General features: G+C 57.2%; 22 protein-coding genes. 21 read left to right on the top strand and 1 reads right to left on the bottom strand.

All coding sequences use genetic code 11. The annotated features are described in order from the left end of the window. Positions 1–261 precede the first annotated feature (261 nt). Complete coding sequence (rluC, locus tag MKS11_RS09810) at positions 262–1,215, top strand: 23S rRNA pseudouridine(955/2504/2580) synthase RluC (RefSeq protein ID WP_012542245.1); 954 nt, start codon at positions 262–264, stop codon at positions 1,213–1,215. A gap of 37 nt (positions 1,216–1,252) precedes the next feature. Here the strand turns inward: rluC and MKS11_RS09805 are convergent, their stop codons facing one another. Then, positions 1,253–1,837, bottom strand: a complete 585-nt coding sequence (locus MKS11_RS09805) for a nucleoside triphosphate pyrophosphatase (protein WP_004204559.1) — start codon at positions 1,835–1,837, stop codon at positions 1,253–1,255. A gap of 141 nt (positions 1,838–1,978) precedes the next feature. On the opposite strand from MKS11_RS09805, the gene yceD reads away from it, so the two are divergent. The 20 genes from yceD (at position 1,979) to ycfP (ending at position 18,670) form a co-directional block, all read left to right on the top strand. Beyond that, positions 1,979–2,500 carry a 23S rRNA accumulation protein YceD gene (gene yceD / locus MKS11_RS09800; protein ID WP_017900733.1) on the top strand — a complete coding sequence of 174 codons (522 nt, stop codon included), beginning with the start codon at positions 1,979–1,981 and terminating at the stop codon, positions 2,498–2,500. Between the two features lie 16 nt (positions 2,501–2,516). Beyond that, positions 2,517–2,690 (top strand): 50S ribosomal protein L32, encoded by a 174-nt coding sequence (rpmF, locus tag MKS11_RS09795; RefSeq protein ID WP_000290724.1) that lies wholly within the window; start codon positions 2,517–2,519, stop codon positions 2,688–2,690. A 203-nt stretch (positions 2,691–2,893) separates the two neighbouring features. After that, on the top strand, positions 2,894–3,991 hold the full coding sequence (gene plsX, locus MKS11_RS09790) for a phosphate acyltransferase PlsX (RefSeq protein WP_284109539.1): 1,098 nt from the start codon (positions 2,894–2,896) through the stop codon (positions 3,989–3,991). Positions 3,992–4,044: 53 nt separating this feature from the next. Further along, positions 4,045–4,998 carry a beta-ketoacyl-ACP synthase III gene (locus MKS11_RS09785; RefSeq protein ID WP_002899288.1) on the top strand — a complete coding sequence of 318 codons (954 nt, stop codon included), beginning with the start codon at positions 4,045–4,047 and terminating at the stop codon, positions 4,996–4,998. Between the two features lie 15 nt (positions 4,999–5,013). Further along, positions 5,014–5,943 carry an ACP S-malonyltransferase gene (gene fabD / locus MKS11_RS09780; protein WP_004204563.1) on the top strand — a complete coding sequence of 310 codons (930 nt, stop codon included), beginning with the start codon at positions 5,014–5,016 and terminating at the stop codon, positions 5,941–5,943. A gap of 12 nt (positions 5,944–5,955) precedes the next feature. Beyond that, positions 5,956–6,690 (top strand): 3-oxoacyl-ACP reductase FabG, encoded by a 735-nt coding sequence (fabG, locus tag MKS11_RS09775; RefSeq protein WP_002899294.1) that lies wholly within the window; start codon positions 5,956–5,958, stop codon positions 6,688–6,690. 210 nt (positions 6,691–6,900) lie between these two features. After that, entirely contained in the window at positions 6,901–7,137 is a 237-nt protein-coding gene (acpP, locus tag MKS11_RS09770; protein WP_000103754.1) for an acyl carrier protein, read from the top strand. Between the two features lie 88 nt (positions 7,138–7,225). Then, positions 7,226–8,467 (top strand): beta-ketoacyl-ACP synthase II, encoded by a 1,242-nt coding sequence (gene fabF, locus MKS11_RS09765; protein WP_002900666.1) that lies wholly within the window; start codon positions 7,226–7,228, stop codon positions 8,465–8,467. A 125-nt stretch (positions 8,468–8,592) separates the two neighbouring features. Then, positions 8,593–9,402 (top strand): aminodeoxychorismate lyase, encoded by an 810-nt coding sequence (gene pabC / locus MKS11_RS09760; protein ID WP_032455825.1) that lies wholly within the window; start codon positions 8,593–8,595, stop codon positions 9,400–9,402. 1 nt (position 9,403) lies between these two features. After that, positions 9,404–10,426 (top strand): cell division protein YceG, encoded by a 1,023-nt coding sequence (yceG, locus tag MKS11_RS09755; protein WP_004204565.1) that lies wholly within the window; start codon positions 9,404–9,406, stop codon positions 10,424–10,426. After that, positions 10,416–11,057 carry a dTMP kinase gene (gene tmk / locus MKS11_RS09750; protein ID WP_004204566.1) on the top strand — a complete coding sequence of 214 codons (642 nt, stop codon included), beginning with the start codon at positions 10,416–10,418 and terminating at the stop codon, positions 11,055–11,057. Before yceG ends, tmk begins: the two co-directional genes overlap by 11 nt. After that, positions 11,054–12,058, top strand: a complete 1,005-nt coding sequence (gene holB, locus MKS11_RS09745) for a DNA polymerase III subunit delta' (RefSeq protein WP_060656436.1) — start codon at positions 11,054–11,056, stop codon at positions 12,056–12,058. Before tmk ends, holB begins: the two co-directional genes overlap by 4 nt. A 10-nt stretch (positions 12,059–12,068) precedes the next feature. Then, positions 12,069–12,863 (top strand): metal-dependent hydrolase, encoded by a 795-nt coding sequence (locus MKS11_RS09740; RefSeq protein ID WP_004204569.1) that lies wholly within the window; start codon positions 12,069–12,071, stop codon positions 12,861–12,863. Between the two features lie 296 nt (positions 12,864–13,159). Further along, complete coding sequence (gene ptsG / locus MKS11_RS09735) at positions 13,160–14,593, top strand: PTS glucose transporter subunit IIBC (RefSeq protein ID WP_087771208.1); 1,434 nt, start codon at positions 13,160–13,162, stop codon at positions 14,591–14,593. A gap of 261 nt (positions 14,594–14,854) precedes the next feature. Continuing rightward, the gene (hinT, locus tag MKS11_RS09730; RefSeq protein WP_004204571.1) at positions 14,855–15,211 is read left to right on the top strand and encodes a purine nucleoside phosphoramidase; all 357 of its coding nucleotides are present in this window, start codon (positions 14,855–14,857) and stop codon (positions 15,209–15,211) included. A gap of 4 nt (positions 15,212–15,215) precedes the next feature. After that, positions 15,216–15,590: a YcfL family protein gene (locus MKS11_RS09725; protein WP_004204572.1), complete on the top strand. Its 375-nt coding sequence runs from the start codon at positions 15,216–15,218 to the stop codon at positions 15,588–15,590. 21 nt (positions 15,591–15,611) lie between these two features. After that, the gene (gene lpoB / locus MKS11_RS09720; protein WP_072096711.1) at positions 15,612–16,250 is read left to right on the top strand and encodes a penicillin-binding protein activator LpoB; all 639 of its coding nucleotides are present in this window, start codon (positions 15,612–15,614) and stop codon (positions 16,248–16,250) included. After that, on the top strand, positions 16,231–17,058 hold the full coding sequence (gene thiK, locus MKS11_RS09715) for a thiamine kinase (protein ID WP_064178151.1): 828 nt from the start codon (positions 16,231–16,233) through the stop codon (positions 17,056–17,058). The genes lpoB and thiK overlap by 20 nt, the downstream gene beginning before the upstream one ends. 23 nt (positions 17,059–17,081) lie before the next feature. Beyond that, positions 17,082–18,092 carry a beta-N-acetylhexosaminidase gene (gene nagZ / locus MKS11_RS09710; RefSeq protein WP_072140424.1) on the top strand — a complete coding sequence of 337 codons (1,011 nt, stop codon included), beginning with the start codon at positions 17,082–17,084 and terminating at the stop codon, positions 18,090–18,092. Positions 18,093–18,127: 35 nt separating this feature from the next. Continuing rightward, the gene (gene ycfP, locus MKS11_RS09705; RefSeq protein WP_002900775.1) at positions 18,128–18,670 is read left to right on the top strand and encodes an alpha/beta hydrolase YcfP; all 543 of its coding nucleotides are present in this window, start codon (positions 18,128–18,130) and stop codon (positions 18,668–18,670) included. The last annotated feature ends 238 nt before the right edge of the window (positions 18,671–18,908 follow it).

The following is an 18,908-nucleotide window of genomic DNA, read 5'->3' as shown; positions in this document are numbered from 1 at the left end:
ACTGGTCATTCCGCTAATGTCTTGTTCTAACAAGATGCAATACGGAAAACGGTCTCATTATTCCATTGCTAACCTTGTTATAGCAAGTTGACTTTCACCTTTTATCACCCGGTTACTCACAGTTTTATCACCTGCCCATACAGATTGTTCTAATAACAAACAATATGGCGGTCAGGCAAACCGTGAAAACAGGATAATGATAAATATAAGCATATAAAAATGAGTGGCGCTAATGCGTCCGGCTATTTAGAATCGCGCACCATGAAAACTGAGACCCCAACCGTAAAAATGGTTGCCATTGCTGCTGATGAAGCGGGGCAACGTATCGACAACTTTTTGCGTACCCAATTGAAAGGCGTACCGAAGAGCATGATTTATCGCATCCTGCGTAAAGGCGAGGTGCGGGTGAATAAAAAACGCGTGAAGCCGGAGTATAAGCTGGAAGCGGGCGATGAAGTCCGTATCCCGCCGGTGCGTGTGGCGGAACGTGAAGAAGAGGCGGTATCGCCGCATCTGCAGAAAGTGGCGGCGCTCTCTGAGGTGATCCTCTATGAAGACGATCATATTCTGGTCCTCAATAAGCCATCCGGTACCGCGGTACATGGCGGCAGCGGCCTGAGCTTCGGCGTGATTGAAGGGCTGCGCGCCCTGCGCCCGGAGGCGCGCTTCCTTGAGCTGGTACATCGGCTCGACCGCGATACCTCTGGCGTGCTGCTGGTGGCGAAAAAGCGCTCGGCGCTGCGTTCGTTGCACGAGCAGCTGCGTGATAAAGGCATGCAGAAAGACTATCTGGCGCTGGTGCGCGGCCAGTGGCAGTCGCATACCAAAGTGGTGCAGGCCCCGCTGTTGAAGAACATTCTGCAGAGCGGCGAGAGAATCGTCCGCGTGAGTCAGGAAGGCAAGCCGTCAGAGACGCGCTTCAAAGTGGAAGAGCGTTATGAATTCGCCACTCTGGTGCGCTGCAGTCCGGTCACCGGACGCACGCATCAGATTCGCGTTCATACCCAGTATGCCGGCCATCCTATCGCCTTTGACGACCGCTATGGCGACCGCGAATTTGACAAGCAACTCTCTGGTACCGGTTTAAACCGCCTGTTCCTCCACGCTGCTGCGCTGAAGTTTACCCACCCGGGGAGCGGGGAGGTGATGCGCGTTGAGGCGCCGCTGGATAACCAGCTGAAGCACTGTCTACAGGTGCTACGGAAGAGCAAATAAGTGCAACGGCGGAATCAGTTCCGCCGTTTTTTTTACCTCAGCCTAACAGCGGGTTGTAATTTTCGCGGCGCAGCATCTGACAGAGCGCGATCAAGGGTAAACCGACCAGCGTATTCGGATCGCGGCCTTCCAGCCGTTCGAACAGCGTAATACCTAACCCCTCGCTCTTAAAACTCCCGGCGCACTGCAGCGGGTTCTCTTTACGCACATAGCCTTCGATCTCTTTATCGCTGAGATGCCGGAAGTGGACGTCAAAGGGCTCGCATTCGGTTTGCAGATGACCGCTGGCGGAGTTGTACAGCGCGAGGCCAGTATAAAAGGTAATGATCGACCCGCTCGCCTTTCTCAACTGCCTGCGGGCATTTTCCTCGGTGTGCGGTTTGCCGGTGATCTCACCGTCCAATACGCAAACCTGATCGGAGCCTATAATAAGGTGATTGGGGTAGCGCGAAGCCAGGCTCTGCGCTTTGGCCTGCGCCAGCCGGGTGACAAGCTGACGCGCGGATTCTTCAGGGCGGGGCGTTTCGTCGACGTCAGGCGCCGCACATTCAAATGGTAACCCCAGTTTTTCCAGCAGCATGCGCCGCCAGGGAGAGGTTGACGCCAGGATAAGTTGAGACATATTTTTTCATCCACATATAGCGCTTCGCAGAGCATCATCTTAAACTATGCGCCGCAATGTGTGCGAATAAATGGCAAAAGGCAACCTGAGGCTGCCTTTTTCTTTGACTCTATGACATTACAAAGTTAATATGCGCGCCCTATGCAAAAGGTAAAATTACCCCTGACTCTTGATCCGGTACGCACGGCTCAAAAACGCCTTGATTACGAAGGCATCTATGCCCGCGATCAGGTTGAACGTGTAGCCGATTCTGTAGTCAGCGTGGACAGCGATGTGGAATGCAGCATGTCGTTCGCTATCGATAACCAGCGTCTCGCCGTTATTACAGGCGATGCGAAGGTGACGGTAACCCTCGAATGCCAGCGTTGCGGGAAACCGTTTTCCCATCACGTCCACACCACGTATTGTTTTAGCCCCGTCAGAAATGACGAACAGGCCGAAGCACTACCGGAAGCGTATGAGCCGATTGAGGTTAACGAATTCGGTGAAATCGACCTGCAGGCAATGGTCGAGGATGAAATTATCCTCTCCCTGCCCGTAGTTCCGGTGCATGATTCTGAACACTGTGAAGTGTCCGACGCGGACATGGTCTTTGGCGAACTGCCTGAAGAGGCACAAAAACCAAACCCATTTGCCGTATTAGCCAGCTTAAAGCGTAAGTAATTGAGGAGTAAGGTCCATGGCCGTACAACAGAATAAACCAACCCGTTCCAAACGTGGCATGCGTCGTTCCCATGACGCGCTGACCGCAGTCACCAGCCTGTCTGTAGACAAAACTTCTGGTGAGAAACACCTGCGTCACCACATCACTGCCGACGGTTTCTACCGCGGTCGCAAGGTTATCGCTAAGTAATCACGCGATACTCGCAGGATTTCCCGTTGCAGGCCATGGCGGGTTTGTACGTACCTGGGCACTCGGTTAACCCGATAACCAGAGGCGTCAATGCCCGGATTGTTGCGTCTGCAGCGTGAAAATTCGCGGGTGCCAGCGTGATGAAGCTTAGTGAGGACTCCCCGGGCAACTGGGGAATCACCGAACCGGGCAGCGACGATACCTTGACACGTCTAACCCTGGCGTTAGATGTCATGGGGGGCGATTTCGGCCCATCCGTGACAGTGCCTGCAGCACTGCAGGCACTGAACTCTAATTCGCAACTCACACTTCTTTTAGTCGGCGATCCCGACGCCATCACGCCATTACTCGCCAAAGCTGACTTCGAACAACGTTCGCGTCTGCAGATTATTCCTGCGCAGACAGTTATTGCCAGTGATGCGCGACCCGCACAGGCTATCCGCAGCAGTCGCGGAAGCTCAATGCGCGTGGCGCTGGAGCTTGTGAAAGAAGGGCGGGCGGAAGCCTGCGTCAGCGCCGGCAACACCGGCGCGCTGATGGGCCTGGCGAAACTGCTGCTCAAACCGATTGAAGGTATTGAGCGGCCGGCGCTGGTGACGGTGCTGCCGCACCAGCAGAAGGGCAAAACCGTGGTGCTGGATCTCGGCGCCAACGTCGATTGCGACAGCACGATGCTGGTGCAGTTCGCGGTGATGGGGTCAGTGCTGGCGGAAGAGGTGGTTGGCATTGCCAATCCTCGCGTCGCCTTGCTGAACATCGGCGAAGAAGAGATGAAAGGCCTCAGCAGCATCCGCGATGCTGCCGCAGTGCTCAAAACGCTGCCTTCCCTCAACTACATCGGCTATCTTGAAGCCAATGAACTGTTGACCGGAAAAACCGATGTGCTGGTTTGTGATGGATTCACGGGCAACGTCACATTAAAAACCATGGAAGGTGTTGTCAGAATGTTCCTTTCACTGCTGAAATCTCAGGGAGAGGGCAAAAAACGGTCGTGGTGGCTGCTGTTACTAAAACGTTGGTTACAAAAAAGCCTGGCGAGGCGATTCAGTCACCTCAACCCCGACCAGTATAATGGCGCCTGTCTGTTAGGATTGCGCGGTTCCGTGATCAAGAGTCATGGTGCTGCCAATCAACGCGCCTTTAGCGTCGCGATAGAGCAGGCAGTGCAGGCGGTGCAGCGGCAAATTCCCCAACGGATCGCCGCGCGCCTGGAATCTTTATACCCAGCTGGTTTCGAGCTGCCGGAAAGCGACAGTGACGTGAACGCCCGACAGCAAAGCGGGACGAATGGACACCACTGACGCCGCGGCGGTTGAACGAGGCGGGTATATTACCCAAGAGTGACTGAGCGTACATGTATACGAAGATTATTGGTACCGGCAGCTATCTGCCCGAGCAAGTGCGTACAAACGCCGACCTGGAAAAAATGGTAGAGACCTCTGACGAGTGGATTGTCACCCGCACAGGTATCCGTGAGCGTCGTATTGCCGCAGCGCATGAAACAGTTGCTACGATGGGCTTTGAAGCCGCAAAGCAGGCGCTGGCGATGGCGGGCGTGTCCGCGGAGCAAATTGGTCTGATCATCGTTGCGACCACCTCCGGCACGCACGCGTTTCCGAGTTCGGCATGCCAGATTCAGTCTATGCTGGGCGTCAAGGGCTGCCCGGCGTTTGACGTCGCGGCCGCCTGCGCCGGTTTCACCTATGCGCTGAGCGTCGCCGATCAGTATGTCAAGAACGGCGCGGTGGACTATGCGCTGGTCGTCGGCGCCGATGTGCTGGCGCGCACCTGCGATCCGGCCGATCGCGGGACGATTATTATTTTCGGCGATGGCGCCGGGGCGGTGGTGCTGGGCGCCTCCGAAGAGCCTGGCATTATCTCGACGCATCTGCATGCTGACGGTAGCTATGGCGAACTGCTGACCCTGCCGAACGCCGATCGCGTCGATCCGGAAAATCCGATCTATCTGACGATGGCCGGCAATGAAGTCTTCAAAGTGGCGGTCACTGAGTTAGCGCACATCGTTGATGAGACGCTGGCCGCGAATAATCTTGAACGTTCTGCGCTGGACTGGCTGGTACCGCATCAGGCAAACCTGCGGATCATCAGCGCGACGGCGAAGAAACTGGGCATGTCGATGGATAACGTCGTAGTGACCCTCGACCGCCATGGCAACACCTCCGCGGCGTCAGTCCCTTGCGCGCTGGATGAGGCCGTCCGCGATGGCCGCATTCAACGTGGGCAGCTGATTTTGCTGGAAGCCTTTGGTGGCGGTTTCACCTGGGGTTCCGCGCTGGTTCGTTTTTAGTATAAGGATTTAAACATGACGCAATTTGCTTTTGTGTTCCCGGGACAGGGCTCGCAAGCCGTAGGCATGCTGGCCGATATGGCGGCGACCTGGCCGGTCATTGAAGAGACCTTCGGTGAAGCTTCCGCAGCGTTGGGTTACGATCTGTGGGCGCTGACGCAACAGGGCCCGGCAGAAGAACTGAATAAGACCTGGCAGACCCAGCCAGCGCTGCTGACCGCCTCCGTGGCGCTGTACCGCGTCTGGCAGCAGCAGGGCGGCAAAGCGCCGGCGCTGCTGGCTGGCCACAGCCTCGGCGAATACTCCGCGCTGGTTTGCGCGGGCGTTATCGCTTTCGCTGATGCCGTTCGCCTGGTTGAACTGCGCGGCAAATTCATGCAGGAAGCTGTACCGGAAGGTACTGGCGCCATGTCAGCGATTATCGGTCTGGACGACGCGGCTATTGCCAAAGCCTGTGAAGAATCGGCCGAAGGGCAGGTCGTCTCTCCGGTGAACTACAATTCCCCGGGCCAGGTGGTTATCGCCGGTCACAAAGAGGCCGTTGAACGCGCAGGCGCCGCCTGTAAGGCCGCGGGCGCTAAACGGGCGCTGCCGTTGCCGGTGAGCGTGCCGTCTCACTGTGCGCTGATGAAGCCAGCTGCGGAGAAACTGGCGCTTGAGCTGCAGAAAATCACTTTCAACGCGCCGACGATCCCGGTGGTAAATAACGTCGACGTGAAGTGCGAAACCGCGCCGGACGCCATTCGCGACGCGCTGGTACGCCAGCTGTATAGTCCGGTTCAGTGGACTAAAACCGTTGAGTTTATGGCTGCTCAGGGCGTAACGCATCTGTATGAGGTGGGCCCGGGTAAAGTCCTCACCGGCCTGACCAAACGTATTGTTGACACCCTGACCGCTTCCGCGCTTAACGAGCCGGCGGCGATGTCTGCGGCGCTTGAGCAATAAAAGAGGAAAACCATGAGTTTTGAAGGAAAAATCGCGCTGGTTACCGGTGCAAGCCGCGGTATTGGCCGCGCCATCGCTGAAACGCTCGTCGCCCGCGGTGCGAAAGTTATCGGTACTGCGACCAGCGAAAGCGGCGCGCAGGCGATCAGCGACTATTTAGGCGCCAACGGTAAAGGTCTGATGTTGAATGTGACCGACCCGGCATCTATTGAATCTGTTCTGGAAAATGTGCGCGCAGAGTTTGGCGAAGTGGATATCCTGGTGAATAATGCCGGGATCACTCGCGACAACCTGTTAATGCGCATGAAAGATGACGAGTGGAACGATATCATCGAAACCAACCTGTCATCGGTTTTCCGTCTGTCAAAAGCGGTAATGCGCGCTATGATGAAAAAGCGTCATGGACGTATTATCACTATCGGTTCTGTGGTTGGTACCATGGGAAATGCGGGTCAGGCCAACTACGCTGCGGCGAAAGCGGGTCTGATCGGCTTCAGTAAATCACTGGCGCGTGAAGTTGCGTCCCGCGGTATTACTGTAAACGTTGTTGCTCCGGGCTTTATTGAAACGGACATGACGCGTGCGCTGACCGATGAGCAGCGTGCGGGTACGCTGGCGGCAGTTCCTGCGGGGCGCCTTGGCACCCCAAATGAAATCGCCAGCGCGGTTGCATTTTTAGCCTCTGACGAAGCAAGTTACATCACTGGTGAAACCCTGCACGTCAACGGCGGAATGTACATGGTCTGACCGAGATTTGTGCAAAACGTTCAGGAACCGCGCACTTCGCACGGTTCTCTGTGCGGTTTTGTGCGAAAAGATTTGCGTTCTTAGGGCAAACGGCCTCAAAATAGCGCAAAATCGTGGTAAGACCTGCCGGGATTTAGTTGCAAATTTTTCAACATTTTATACACTACGAAAACCATCGCGAAAGCGAGTTTTGATAGGAAATTTAAGAGTATGAGCACTATCGAAGAACGCGTTAAGAAAATTATCGGCGAGCAGCTGGGCGTTAAGCAGGAAGAAGTTACCAACAATGCTTCCTTCGTTGAAGACCTGGGCGCTGATTCTCTTGACACCGTTGAGCTGGTAATGGCTCTGGAAGAAGAGTTTGATACTGAGATTCCGGACGAAGAAGCTGAGAAAATCACCACCGTTCAGGCTGCCATTGATTACATCAACGGCCACCAGGCGTAAGTGAACATCTCCAGGCGGTCATTCGACCGCCTGAGTTTTATCTTTATTTGTCCCACAAGAATCTATTTTCCCTCCCTGGAGGACAAACGTGTCTAAGCGTCGTGTAGTTGTGACCGGACTGGGCATGTTGTCTCCTGTCGGCAATACCGTAGAGTCTACCTGGAAAGCTCTCCTTGCCGGTCAGAGTGGCATCAGCCTGATCGACCATTTCGATACTAGCGCCTATGCAACGAAATTTGCTGGCTTAGTAAAGGATTTTAACTGTGATGACATCATCTCGCGCAAAGAGCAGCGCAAGATGGATGCCTTCATTCAATATGGAATTGTCGCTGGCGTTCAGGCCATGCAGGATTCTGGCCTTGAAGTGACGGAAGAGAATGCTACCCGTATTGGTGCCGCAATCGGCTCTGGTATTGGCGGTCTCGGCTTGATCGAAGAAAACCACAGTTCGCTGGTCAACGGCGGACCGCGTAAGATCAGCCCATTCTTCGTTCCCTCCACAATTGTTAACATGGTGGCCGGCCATCTGACCATCATGTTTGGTCTGCGTGGACCAAGTATCTCCATCGCGACCGCCTGTACTTCAGGCGTGCACAACATCGGTCAGGCTGCGCGCATTATCGCCTATGGCGATGCCGATGCGATGGTGGCAGGCGGTGCGGAAAAAGCCAGTACCCCGCTTGGCGTGGGCGGCTTTGGCGCAGCGCGGGCGCTCTCCACGCGCAATGACAACCCGCAGGCGGCAAGCCGTCCGTGGGATAAAGATCGCGACGGCTTCGTGCTGGGCGACGGCGCGGGCATGGTGGTGCTGGAAGAGTACGAGCACGCAAAAAAACGCGGCGCGAAAATCTACGCCGAGATCGTCGGCTTCGGCATGAGCAGCGATGCTTACCATATGACATCACCGCCGGAAGATGGCGCGGGCGCCGCGCTGGCGATGGTGAATGCCATTCGCGATGCGGGCATCGAACCGGGCCAGATCGGCTACGTCAACGCCCACGGCACCTCGACGCCGGCTGGCGATAAAGCGGAAGCGCAGGCGGTTAAGTCTGTCTTCGGCGATGCGGCGAGCCGCGTACTGGTGAGCTCCACCAAATCCATGACCGGGCATCTGCTGGGCGCGGCAGGGGCGGTAGAGTCGATTTACTCTATCCTGGCGCTGCGCGATCAGGCGGTTCCGCCGACGATCAACCTCGACAACCCGGATGAGGGCTGCGACCTCGACTTCGTTCCGCACGAAGCGCGTCAGGTTTCCGGTATGGAGTACACCCTGTGCAACTCCTTCGGCTTTGGCGGCACTAACGGTTCGCTGATCTTCAAAAAAGTGTGACAGGGCATGCCCCGATACTGCTTTAACAAAAGGCCCGATTGTCGGGCCTTTTTTATTCGGCTTTCTCCGCTTGTCCTCTGCTCCGTGTCCTGAGACACTCACCGACCAGTGAAAAGGAGTCCTTTATGTTCTTGATAAATGGCGTTGAACAGGACACGCTGGCGGCGAACGATCGCGCCGTCCAGTTTGGCGACGGTTGTTTTACCACTGCCCGTATACAGCATGGACAGGTTGCGTTACTGGACACCCATCTGCAGCGTTTGCAGACAACCTGCGAAAAATTACGCATCCCGTTTGACGACTGGCTGACGCTAAGCGACGAGATGCAGCGTCTGGCTCGACCGCACGCGCAGGGCGTGCTTAAGGTGACCCTTACCCGCGGCGTTGGGGGAAGGGGATACAGCACGGCGGGCTGTGCGTCGCCCACCCGTATTCTGAGCGTCTCTCCGCTTCCGGCGCACTACACGCGCTGGCGGGAGGAGGGCATTACCCTGACCCGGAGCCCGGTGACCCTGGGGCGCAACCCCTGGCTGGCTGGCCTGAAGCATCTTAATCGTCTGGAGCAGGTGCTGATTCGCTCTCATCTTGAACAGACGGACGCCGATGAGGCGCTGGTCCTTGACAGTGACGGGTGGCTTACGGAATGCTGTGCCGCGAATTTATTCTGGCGTCAGGGACGGGATGTATTTACTCCGCGACTCGATTATGCCGGGGTCAACGGCATAATGCGGCAGCGCTGTATCGCGCAGCTGGCACCATCGACGTTTCGCGTTGTCGAAGTGACAGCGCGTCCCGAGGCGTTGCGGGAGGCCGATGAAGTGCTGATCTGCAATGCGCTGATGCCGCTGGTGCCGGTTCGTCGCTGGGATGAGACCGTCTGGTCCTCGCGCGAGCTTTACCATTTTTTAGCCCCTTTGTGTGAGCTGTCTGGTTAGTATGAAGAAAATGTTACGTTTTATCCTGTTGCTGGTGGTGCTGTTGGGCATCGCCGCGGCGGCAGGAATGTGGAAGGTACGCCAGCTGGCGGACAGCAAGCTGCTGATTAAAGAAGAGACCATCTTTACCCTCGAAGCCGGCACCGGCCGGCTGGCGCTGGGGCAGGATCTCTATCGCGAGAAGGTGATCAATCGCCCGCGCGTGTTCCAGTGGCTGCTGCGGATGGAGCCTGAGCTGTCTCACTTCAAGGCCGGGACCTATCGCCTCACGCCGCAAATGACGGTGCGCGAGATGCTGCAGCTGCTGGCCAGCGGCAAAGAGGCGCAGTTTCCGCTGCGCTTTGTCGAAGGCATGCGCGTCAGCGACTACCTTCGTCAGCTGCGCGATGCTCCCTACGTGAAGCACACGCTTGAAGACGATAGCTACGCGACGGTGGCTAAGGCGTTAGGTCTTGACCATGCCGACTGGGTGGAAGGCTGGTTCTGGCCGGACACCTGGATGTACACCGCCAATACTAGCGACATCGCCATCCTCAAGCGCGCGCATCAGAAAATGGTCACTGAAGTGGCGAAGATTTGGGAAGGACGGATGGATAATCTGCCCTATGCCGATCAGAATCAGCTGTTGACCATGGCCTCGATTATTGAGAAAGAGACCGCGGTGGCGGAAGAGCGCGATCGCGTCGCGTCGGTATTTATCAACCGCCTGCGCATCGGCATGCGCTTACAGACCGACCCAACGGTGATCTACGGGATGGGCGAAGGGTATAATGGAAAGTTAACGCGTAAGGATCTGGAGACGCCGACCGCGTACAATACCTATACCATCAGCGGCCTGCCGCCAGGCCCTATCGCGGTGCCGGGCGAAGCGTCGCTGAAGGCGGCCGCCCATCCGGCGAAAACACCATACCTCTATTTTGTCGCCGACGGGAAAGGGGGCCATACGTTTACCACAAACCTGGTCAGCCATAACCGCGCGGTGCAGGACTATCTGAAAGTACTTAAGGAAAAAAATGCGCAGTAACTATATCGTCATCGAGGGGCTGGAGGGCGCCGGGAAGACCACCGCACGTCAACTGGTGGTGGAGACGCTGCAGTCGGCAGGTATTCACGATATGGTGTTTACCCGTGAGCCGGGGGGCACAATCCTTGCTGAAAAACTGCGTAGCCTGGTGCTGGATATCCAGTCCACGGGCGATGAAGTGATTAACGATAAAGCGGAAGTGCTGATGTTTTACGCGGCGCGCGTCCAGCTGGTGGAGACGGTAATTAAGCCTGCTCTGGCTCGCGGCCAGTGGGTGATCGGCGATCGTCACGATCTCTCCACCCAGGCCTATCAGGGCGGCGGCAGGGGCATTGACCGCACGATGCTGGCGACGCTGCGCGACGCCGTTCTCGGCGATTTTCGTCCCGATTTGACGCTGTACCTCGACGTTACGCCGGAAGTGGGGCTGCAGCGCGCCCGCGCCCGCGGCGAACTGGATCGCATTGAGCAGGAGTCGATGAACTTCTTCAATCGTACCCGCGCGCGCTACCTTGAGCTGGCTGCGGCAGATCCTTCTATCCGCACGGTGGACGCGACGCAGCCGCTGGATGCCGTCGCACGCGATATTCGCGCCACGATCGCCCAGTGGATGGCGGAGCAACCGGCATGAAATGGTATCCGTGGCTGCGCCCCTCGTTCGAGCAACTGGTCGGTAGCTATCAGGCCGGACGTGGCCACCACGCCTTACTGTTACAGTCTCTGAGCGGGATGGGCGGCGAGGCGTTGATTTATGCGCTGTGCCGCTTCCTGATGTGCCGCCAGCCTGAAGGGCATAAAAGCTGCGGTCACTGCCACAGCTGCCAGCTGATGCAGGCCGGTACGCACCCCGATTACTATCCGCTGAGCCCTGAGAAAGGCAAGAGCGCGCTGGGTATTGACGCGGTGCGCGATGTCAACGACAAGCTCTATGAGCGCGCGCGCCTCGGTGGGGCGAAGGTGGTATGGATTAGCGATGCCGCCTTGCTGACCGATGCTGCCGCCAACGCGTTGCTGAAAACGCTGGAGGAGCCGCCGGAAAATACCTGGTTCTTCCTCGCCTGCGAGGAGCCGGCGCGTCTGCTGACCACCCTGCGCAGTCGCTGCCGCCTGCACCACCTGTCGCCGCCGACGGAATCTTATGCCCTGGCCTGGCTGGAGCGTGAGGTGAACCTGCCGCAGGAGGCGCTGCTGGCCGCGTTACGTCTGTGCGCCAGCGCGCCGGCCGCCGCGCTCGAACTGCTTAAAGAGCCGCAGTGGACGGCGCGACAGCAGCTGTGTCAGGCGCTGGCGACCACACTGGCGAGCGGTGACTGGCTGGCGCTGCTGCCGATACTCAATCATGAACAGGCGGCGGTTCGCCTGCACTGGCTGGCATCGCTGCTGGTCGATGCGCAAAAACGACAGCAGGGAATTGCCCTGGTGAGTAACCCGGATGTCTGGCCGCTGCTGGAGCAGCTGGCGCACAGTCTGCCCGCCGCCCGGCTGCAGGCGATTGCCCATGACGTCTGTACCTGCCGCGAGCAATTGCTGAACGTCGTCGGCGTCAACCGCGAACTGCTGCTCACCGAGCGCCTGCTGCGCTGGGAACATTACCTGCAACCCGGGACGGTTTTACCCGTCTCCCACCTCTGAGTGAGACATTATGTTTTTAGTCGACTCCCACTGCCATCTTGATGGTCTGGATTATCAAACCCTGCACAAAAACGTCGATGACGTACTGGCAAAAGCGGCCGCACGCGATGTGAAATTTTGCCTGGCGGTCGCCACGACGCTGCCTGGCTACCGCAGTATGCGCGAGCTGGTAGGAAGGCGTGACAACGTCGTCTTCTCCTGCGGCGTGCACCCGTTAAACCAGGATGAGCCCTACGAGGTGGAGACGCTGCGCACGCTGGCGGCGGAAGAGGGCGTCGTCGCGATGGGAGAGACCGGACTGGACTATTTTTATACCCCGGAAACCAAAGTCCAGCAGCAAACTTCGTTCCGTGACCATATCCGCATCGGCCGGGAGCTGAACAAGCCCGTGATCGTGCATACCCGTGACGCTCGCGCCGATACCCTGGCCATTTTACGCGAAGAAAAGGTGACGGATTGCGGAGGCGTACTACACTGTTTCACTGAGGACAGGGAGACGGCGGGTAAGCTGCTCGACATGGGGTTCTATATCTCGTTTTCCGGTATCGTCACTTTCCGTAACGCCGAGCAGCTGCGCGATGCGGCGCGCTATGTTCCGCTGGATCGTCTGCTGGTGGAGACCGATTCGCCATACCTGGCGCCGGTACCCCATCGCGGCAAAGAGAACCAGCCGGCGCTGGTGCGTGACGTTGCTGAATACATGGCGGTACTGAAGGGTGTGTCGCTGGAGCAACTGGCTCAGCAGACCACCGACAATTTTGCCACGCTGTTCCACATTGACCCCGCCCGCTTGCAACCTGCTTGATCTGCTTATTATTTTAAGGCTCGTAATTAATAGCCAAAGCGAGTAAAGTTCACCGCCACAAAAGTGGCGGTGAAGGTTTTTTGGCAACATCTGGATACAACTTATGTAAGCTGATGTAAATTTTTACCGGAAGGCTGATTGAAACGTGATAGCCGTCAAACAATCATCCCGTTAATTATTTTACTCTGTGTAATAAATAAAGGGCGCTTAGATGTCCTGTCCACGGCGCGGTTCTCCCCCCGGGCCAATGCGTGAAAACGTAAAAAAGTACCAAATACTCAGGAGCACTCTCAATTATGTTTAAGAATGCATTTGCTAACCTGCAGAAGGTCGGTAAATCGCTGATGCTGCCGGTATCCGTACTGCCTATCGCAGGTATCCTGCTGGGCGTCGGTTCCGCAAACTTCAGCTGGCTGCCAGGCGTGGTCTCCCACGTTATGGCAGAAGCAGGCGGTTCAGTTTTCGCCAACATGCCGCTGATCTTCGCTATCGGTGTGGCCCTCGGCTTCACCAATAACGACGGTGTATCCGCACTGGCTGCAGTGGTAGCTTACGGCATCATGGTGAAAACCATGGCGGTGGTTGCGCCGTTGGTGCTGCATTTACCTGCTGACGAGATTGCGGCAAAACACCTGGCTGATACCGGCGTGCTTGGCGGTATTATCTCCGGTGCTATCGCCGCGTACATGTTTAACCGCTTCTATCGCATTAAGCTGCCAGAATATCTCGGCTTCTTTGCGGGCAAGCGCTTTGTACCGATTATCTCTGGTCTGGCCGCTATCTTCACCGGCGTGATCCTCTCCTTCATTTGGCCGCCGATCGGTTCCGCGATCCAGACCTTCTCCCAGTGGGCTGCTTATCAGAACCCGGTGGTGGCGTTTGGTATCTACGGTTTCATCGAGCGTTGCCTGGTGCCGTTTGGTCTGCACCACATCTGGAACGTTCCTTTCCAGATGCAGATCGGCGAATACACCAACGCGGCTGGTCAGGTATTCCACGGCGATATCCCGCGCTACATGGCAGGCGACCCGACCGCGGGCAAACTGTCTGGCGGCTTCCTGTTCAAAATGTACGGTCTGCCGGCAGCGGCTATCGCGATTTGGCACTCTGCTAAACCGGAAAACCGCGCCAAAGTGGGCGGTATCATGATCTCCGCCGCGCTGACCTCGTTCCTGACCGGTATCACCGAGCCGATCGAGTTCTCGTTCATGTTCGTGGCGCCGATCCTGTACGTTATCCATGCCATCCTGGCGGGTCTGGCGTTCCCGATCTGTATCCTGCTGGGTATGCGTGACGGTACTTCATTCTCTCACGGCCTGATCGACTTTATCGTGCTGTCCGGTAACAGCAGCAAGCTGTGGCTGTTCCCGATCGTCGGTATCTGCTATGCGATCGTGTACTACGTCATTTTCCGCGTGCTGATTAAAGCCCTGGATCTGAAAACACCGGGTCGTGAAGATACCACCGAAGAGAGCAAAGCTGGCGCAACCAGCGAGATGGCTCCGGCTCTGATCGCCGCTTTCGGCGGTAAAGAGAACATCACCAACCTCGACGCATGTATTACTCGTCTGCGTGTTAGCGTGGCGGATGTAGCGAAAGTTGACCAGGCTGGCCTGAAAAAACTGGGCGCCGCTGGCGTGGTAGTGGCAGGTTCTGGCGTACAGGCCATCTTCGGTACCAAGTCCGATAACCTGAAAACTGAAATGGATGAGTACATCCGTAACAGTTAAGACGTAGTATCGGGGAGACTAAGGCAGCCAACTGGCTGCCTTTTTTACGTGACAAGATAGGCCTTCCAGAGGCGATAACCCTGCTAACTGTCCGCCAAATGCTTATTCCCTCAGCAGCTAAGTCTATAGTTGAATAAGAAAAAGAGCTTTCAGGTTGAAAGAGAGGGAGGATGTCGCTCATACTCTTACCGGAACCTGTGCGTCTGCGTTTATCTGCAGAAGCAGGCCAGCGTACGGGATAAAACTAATAAGGAATCAGTCATGGCAGAAGAAACGATTTTCAGCAAAATCATTCGCCGGGAGATCCCGTCGGATATTGTTTATCAGGATGAGCTTGTGACCGCTTTTCGCGACATCTCCCCGCAGGCGCCCACCCACATTCTGATTGTCCCGAACGTTCTGATTCCTACCGTAAATGACGTCACCACCGAACATGAGCTGGCCCTGGGCCGGATGATGACCGTCGCGGCGAAGATTGCCCGCGATGAAGGCCTCGCCGACGATGGCTACCGGTTGATCGTCAACTGCAACCGCCACGGCGGCCAGGAAGTTTACCATATCCATATGCATCTGCTGGGCGGTCGTCCGCTGGGTCCGATGCTGGCGCACAAAGGCTAACGCCATGCTAAGGACCCTTTTGGGCGCGTGTCTGGCGGCGGGGCTGCTGGCCGGATGTAGTTCACACCCGGAGATCCCGGTTTCTGACCAGCAGGCGCTGGTGATGGAGTCGAGCGTGCTGGCCGCCGGGATCAGCGCCAGCGAGCCTGTCGTCGTGGCGACGGAGATACAGGCTACCGCCTCCTCTACGCTGTATAACGAGCGCCAACAGCCGGTCACCGTGCATTATCGTTTTTTCTGGTATGACGCCCGAGGGCTGGAGATGCACCCGCTGGAGGCACCGCGCACCATCGTGGTCCCGGCTCGCTCCTCGGTGACGTTGTATGGCAGCGCCAATATCCTGGGGGCGCATAAGGCCCGCCTTTATCTTTATCTGTAAGGGGTAATTATAATGATGAAAATGTGTCGCTATGCGTTAATCACAGCACTGGCGATATTCCTCGCAGGCTGTGCGGGGCTGCGTGAGCAGCCCGCGCCGGTAGAAGAGGCCAAACCGCAGCCGCAGCAGCCTGCGCAGCCACAGCCCACGGTGCCGACGGTACCGGCGGTGCCCTCCGTCCCGTCGCAGCCAGGACCGATTGAGCATCAGGATCAGCAGTCGGGTCAGCCGGCGCCGCGCGTGCGTCATTATGACTGGAACGGCGCGGTGCAGCCGATGGTGGGACAGATGCTGCAGGCGGGCGGGGTCAATGCCGGCAGTATTCTGCTGGTTGACAGCGTGAACAACCGCACCAACGGTTCGCTGAATGCCGGAGAAGCCACCACCGCGTTACGTAACGCGCTGGCGGGCAACGGCAAATTTACCCTTGTTTCACCGCAGCAGCTGGCGGTCGCCAAGCAGCAGCTGGGCCTGTCGCCGCAGGACAGCCTCGGCAGCCGCAGCAAAGCCATGGGCATCGCCCGCAACGTGGGCGCGCAGTATGTGCTTTATTCCAATGCCACTGGCAATGTCAACGCGCCCGAGCTAAAGATGCAGTTGATGCTGGTGCAAACCGGCGAGATTATCTGGTCAGGTAAAGGTGCGGTTCAGCAACAATAAGCTAACGCGCGACGAGCTCTTGTCGCGCTTCTTTCCCCACTATCATCCTGTCGCCTCGCTGAGCCAGACCGGCCTCAGCGGCGGCAGTGTGATTATCAGCGATGGCGACCAGCGACGAGTGCTGCGTCAGCCGCACGACCCGTCTGCCGCTGCCTGTTATTTTCGCCGTCAGTATCGTGCGCTGCGCCGGCTGCCTGCCAGGCTGGCGCCCAATCCTCTGTTTTACTCGCCCTGCTGGATGGTGGTGGAGTATTGCGCGGGTGAGGTGAAAAGCGAGTTACCTGACTGCCCGCAGCTGTCTGGCTTATTGTATGATTTGCATCAGCAACCGCGGTTCGGCTGGCGTGTTAGTCTCGGGCCGCTGCTGGCGCAGTACTGGCAGAGGAGCGATCCGGCCCGGCGCACGCCGCGCTGGCTACGTTGGCATCAGCGGCTGTGCCGCCGGGGAGAGCCTCGTCCTCTGCGGCTGGCGCCGCTGCATATGGATGTCCATGCCGGCAATATTATCCACAGTGACGCCGGTCTGAAGCTGATCGACTGGGAATATGCCGGCGATGGCGATATCGCGCTGGAGCTGGCCGCCGTGTGGATCGCCCCGGACGAGCGCCGCCAGCTGGTGGCGGCATATGCCCGACGGGCGGCTATCGACGCGCAGCAGCTATGGCGGCAGGTGGCGCGCTGGCGTCCGTGGGTACTGCTGCTCATGGTGGGCTGGTATGAAATGCGCTGGCGGCAGAGCGGGGATCGGCAATTTATCATGCTGGCAGATGAAACATGGTGTCAGTTAGACAACGAACGCAAAGGATAAGAGAGGTCAGTGTGGGCCCAGTGATGTTGGATGTTGAAGGGTATGAACTGGATGCGGAAGAGCGAGAGATTCTGGCGCATCCATTGGTGGGAGGGTTGATCCTCTTCACCCGAAATTATCACGATCCGGCGCAGCTGCGGGAGCTGGTGCGCCAGATCCGCGAAGCCTCCCGTAACCATCTGGTGGTGGCGGTCGATCAGGAAGGGGGACGCGTTCAGCGTTTCCGCGAAGGCTTTACCCGTTTACCGGCGGCCCAGTCTTTCGCTGCGCTGCTGGGGATGGAAGAGGGGGGCAAACTGGCCGCCGAGGCTGGCTGGCTGATGGCCAGCGAAATGATCGCCATGGACATCGATATCAGCTTTGCGCCGGTGCTGGACGTCGGTCACATCAGCGCCGCAATCGGCGAACGTTCTTATCATGAAGATCCGCAGAAAGCGCTGACGATGGCGCGTCACGTCATTGACGGCATGCACGCCGCGGGCATGAAAACCACCGGCAAACACTTCCCGGGACACGGGGCGGTGACTGCCGATTCGCACAAAGAAACCCCCTTCGATCCGCGTCCGGCATCGGTTATCCGCGACCACGATATGGCGGTATTCAAAAGCCTTATCGCCGAGCAGCGTCTGGATGCCATTATGCCGGCGCATGTGATTTACCCGGAGCTCGACCCGCGTCCGGCGAGCGGTTCGGCCTATTGGCTGAAAACGGTGCTGCGCGGCGAGCTGGGCTTCGATGGGGTGATTTTCTCCGACGATCTGTCGATGGAAGGGGCGGCGATCATGGGCAGCTATGCCGAACGCGGCCAGGCATCGCTCGACGCCGGTTGCGATATGATACTCGTCTGCAATAATCGTAAGGGCGCGGTCAGTGTGCTGGATAACCTGTCGCCGATCAAAGCAGAGCGTGTTACGAAATTGTATCATAAAGGTTCCTTTTCCCGTCAGGAGTTAAGGGATTCAGCCCGTTGGAAAACGGTGAGTGCCCAGCTGGAGCAGCTTCATGCGCGCTGGCAAGAGGCGAAGTCCGCGTAACGCTCTGCGGGGCGTTGTTGTCTGGTGAGGATGCGATGATTATCTATTTACACGGTTTTGACTCGAACAGCCCCGGTAACCACGAGAAGGTGATGCAGTTGCAGTTTATTGACCCTGACGTGCGGTTGATAAGCTACAGCACGCGCCATCCTAAGCACGACATGCAGCATCTGCTGAAAGAGGTTGATAAAATGCTGCAGCTTACCGCCGATGACCGGCCGCTGATCTGCGGCGTTGGACTCGGCGGTTACTGGGCGGAGCGGATTGGTTTCCTGTGCGATATCCGTCAGGCGGTGTTCAATCCGAACCTGTTTCCGCATGAGAATATGGAAGGCAAAATCGACCGACCGGAAGAGTATGCTGACATCGCCACCAAATGCGTGACCAACTTCCGCGAAAAGAACCGCGATCGCTGTCTGGTGGTGCTTTCCCGACAGGACGAAGCGTTGGACAGCCAGCGTTCCGCCGACCTTCTGCACCACTATTATGAAATTATCTGGGATGAAGAGCAGACCCATAAGTTTAAAAACATTTCGCCGCACCTGCAGCGGCTGAAAGCGTTTAAAACCCTCGGTTAAGCCTTTCCCCTGTCTCCAAACCCGCGCCGGGTTCGCCGCGCGGGTTTTTTCATGTCTACACTTATTGGTTTCGCTGAAAAAATACGCGACAAAACTTGATGCACATCAATTTTGGTATGACCAATGCACCGTTCATGGTATTCTCGACAGTGCTGAATGGTTTCATTGACGTAACTTGTTGTTAAATAAAGGCTATTTTAATAACTTTTATTTAACAATTGGTTAATAATTTTAGGGG

Source organism: Klebsiella sp. K5-45 (assembly GCF_030128605.1).
GTDB lineage: Bacteria > Pseudomonadota > Gammaproteobacteria > Enterobacterales > Enterobacteriaceae > Klebsiella > Klebsiella quasipneumoniae.
The sequence above is the reverse complement of the archived record's forward strand: the minus strand, read 5'-3'. Positions and strand labels throughout refer to the sequence as shown.